3 protein-coding genes are annotated in these 2465 nt (G+C 66.0%); all 3 read left to right on the plus strand.

Annotation, left to right across the window (positions count from 1 at the left end):
- The first annotated feature begins 14 nt into the window (after positions 1-14).
- Positions 15-1160, plus strand: a complete 1146-nt coding sequence (locus ACQKIP_RS45190) for an LLM class flavin-dependent oxidoreductase (RefSeq protein WP_365854268.1) — start codon at positions 15-17, stop codon at positions 1158-1160.
- Between the two features lie 75 nt (positions 1161-1235).
- A complete protein-coding gene (locus ACQKIP_RS45195) occupies positions 1236-1688 on the plus strand; it encodes a DUF6082 family protein (protein WP_365854270.1) in 453 nt (150 codons plus the stop codon).
- Between the two features lie 89 nt (positions 1689-1777).
- Entirely contained in the window at positions 1778-2287 is a 510-nt protein-coding gene (locus ACQKIP_RS45200; protein WP_365854272.1) for a hypothetical protein, read from the plus strand.
- Positions 2288-2465: the final 178 nt, after the last annotated feature.

Below are 2465 nucleotides of genomic sequence, written 5' to 3' on the forward strand. Positions count from 1 at the left end.
GGACACCCCACCCCATGCCCCTGACCTTCCACTGGTTTCTGCCCACCAACGGCGACAGCCGCCACATAGTCGGCGGCGGCCACGGCGTACCCACCGGTGCCGCGGGTGGTGACCGCCCCGCATCGCTCGCCTACCTCACCCAAGTGGCACGCACGGCGGAGCAACTGGGCTTCGAGGGAGCGCTCACGCCCACCGGCGCGTGGTGCGAGGACGCCTGGCTGACGACGGCGATGCTGGTGGAGTCGACCGAGCGCCTGAAGTTCCTGGTGGCCTTCCGCCCCGGCCTGGTCACGCCGACCCTGGCCGCGCAGATGGCGGCGACCTACCAACGGCACTCAGCCGGGCGCCTGCTCCTCAACGTCGTCACGGGCGGCGAGGACCACGAGCAGCGCGCGTACGGAGACTTCCTCGGCAAGGACGAGCGCTACGCCCGCTGCGACGAGTTCCTGCACGTCGTCCGCTCCCTGTGGCGCGGCGAAAGCGTCGACTTCAAGGGCGAGCACGAACGCGTGGAGCAGGCCCGCCTCACCCGCCTCCCGAGCCCGGTGCCACCGGTCTACTTCGGCGGCTCGTCGAAGGCGGCGGGCCCGGTGGCGGCCCGCCACAGCGACGTCTACCTGACCTGGGGCGAACCGCCCGCGCAGGTGGCGGAGAAGATCGGCTGGATCCGCACCCTGGCGAAGGCGGAGGGCCGGGAGGTCCGCTTCGGCATCCGCCTGCACGTGATCGCCAGGGACACGGCCGAGGAGGCCTGGGCCCGGGCAGGCCGACTCCTCTCCGGCACCGACCCAGCTCTGATCAGCGAGGTCCAGCAGGGCCTGGCCCGCTCCGGCTCGGAGGGCCAGAAGCGCATGCTGGCCCTGCACGGCGGCTCCACGGACCGCCTGGAGATCTACCCCAACCTCTGGGCCGGCATCGGCCTCCTCCGCGGCGGCGCGGGCACGGCCCTGGTCGGCTCCCACACCGAAGTCGCCGACCGCATCGCGGAGTACCACGCGCTGGGAATAGACGAGTTCATCCTCTCCGGCTACCCGCACGTGGAGGAGGCGTACTGGTTCGGCGAGGGCGTCCTGCCACAACTGTCAGCACGGAACCTGTGGCACCACCCGGCGCCCTCATCCCTGGACGGGACCCCGGCAGCGGTGCCGTTCGCTTCGTAGGGCTCGTACCTGGCGGAACGAGTCGGGAGATGGAACGTTGAGAGCAGACCGTCAGCTCTTGAGGTGATTCACTTGGTGGCTGCAATCTCGCTGACCATCTCAATCTTCGCGCTGCTGGGCGTCATTCTGTCTCTCATATATCAGTCCCGACAGACGAGACTTTCCAGGGAAGAGAGCGTAAGGGCCTACCATCGCGACCTCATAGGCATGGCCATCGAGGATTCCGAACTACGCGTCTGCTGGGGCGGCGATCTCGCGACGGTTCCGCAAGAAGAAGCCAGGCAGATCATGTTCACCAACCTGATAGTCACCTGGTGGCACTCCTGCTACATCGTGAAGGACCTCAACGACGAACAACTCTCTCTGACCCTCGACATCTTCTTCAAAGGGGAGGTGGGGAGGCGGTATTGGCTCAAGAACCGAGGCTTCTGGACAGACTTGATGAGAGAGGCGAACTCCGGTAAGAGCAAACGCTTTGTTTCCATCGTGGACGCAAGGTATCAACACGCAATGGCCGCAAGCACTTAGGGCTCATACCGCAGCGTCAGCTGCTCCCTCCAAATCGCAGACCACCAAGCAAGCGGACTGCGATGATCGGACCGTGGAGAGGAGACCTGGTGAGCGGTGAGCCACAGCACAACGAGCAGCGGCGTCAGCGCGAGGATCTGTTGCAGTTCCCCGGTGACACCCATGAGCCCGGCGTCGCCTACAACATCACGCAGATGATCGTGCAGACCGGGGCCGTGATCGCGGCAACGACGTTCCTGCAAACGCTCGTCCAGCACTTCGGCAGCCGTTTGGCCGGCACTCTCGATGACGGCACTCGCACTGCGGTGCGCCGCTTCCTGCGCCGCCAGCAACGGGATTCGGGTGGCCTTGAGGCCGGGATCCAGCTGAGGACAGAGCAGGGCTGGCGGGTCTCGCTGACTCCCGATGTCCCCGCGGAAGCCTTGCTGCAACTGTCCGACATCTGCGATGCCGACCCGCCACACCCGGATATTGCACCCTTCCTGATCAGCTACGGACGGGGAAGCTGGGAGGGGTGGGGAGGCATTGACGGAGAGTTCGCGTTCTACCGGTGGGACCCCGCAGAGAAGCGCTGGGCTTCCAGGCGGCAGTCGCGTTGATCCTGGCATGGTCGAAGATTCTGACCACCGACGCCGAGAACCCAGTACCCACACACCGCGATCCGTCTGGAGGACTTATGGAAGCTGCTTTCCTCACCGACCCGAATGGGCTGTGTTCAGCGCAGGAGGTCTTGACGCGTCCGAGTCCTGTTCCAGCGGCGGCGGGAGTCTATGGATG

This window comes from Streptomyces sp. NPDC059900 (assembly GCF_050270335.1).
Taxonomy (GTDB): domain Bacteria; phylum Actinomycetota; class Actinomycetes; order Streptomycetales; family Streptomycetaceae; genus Streptomyces.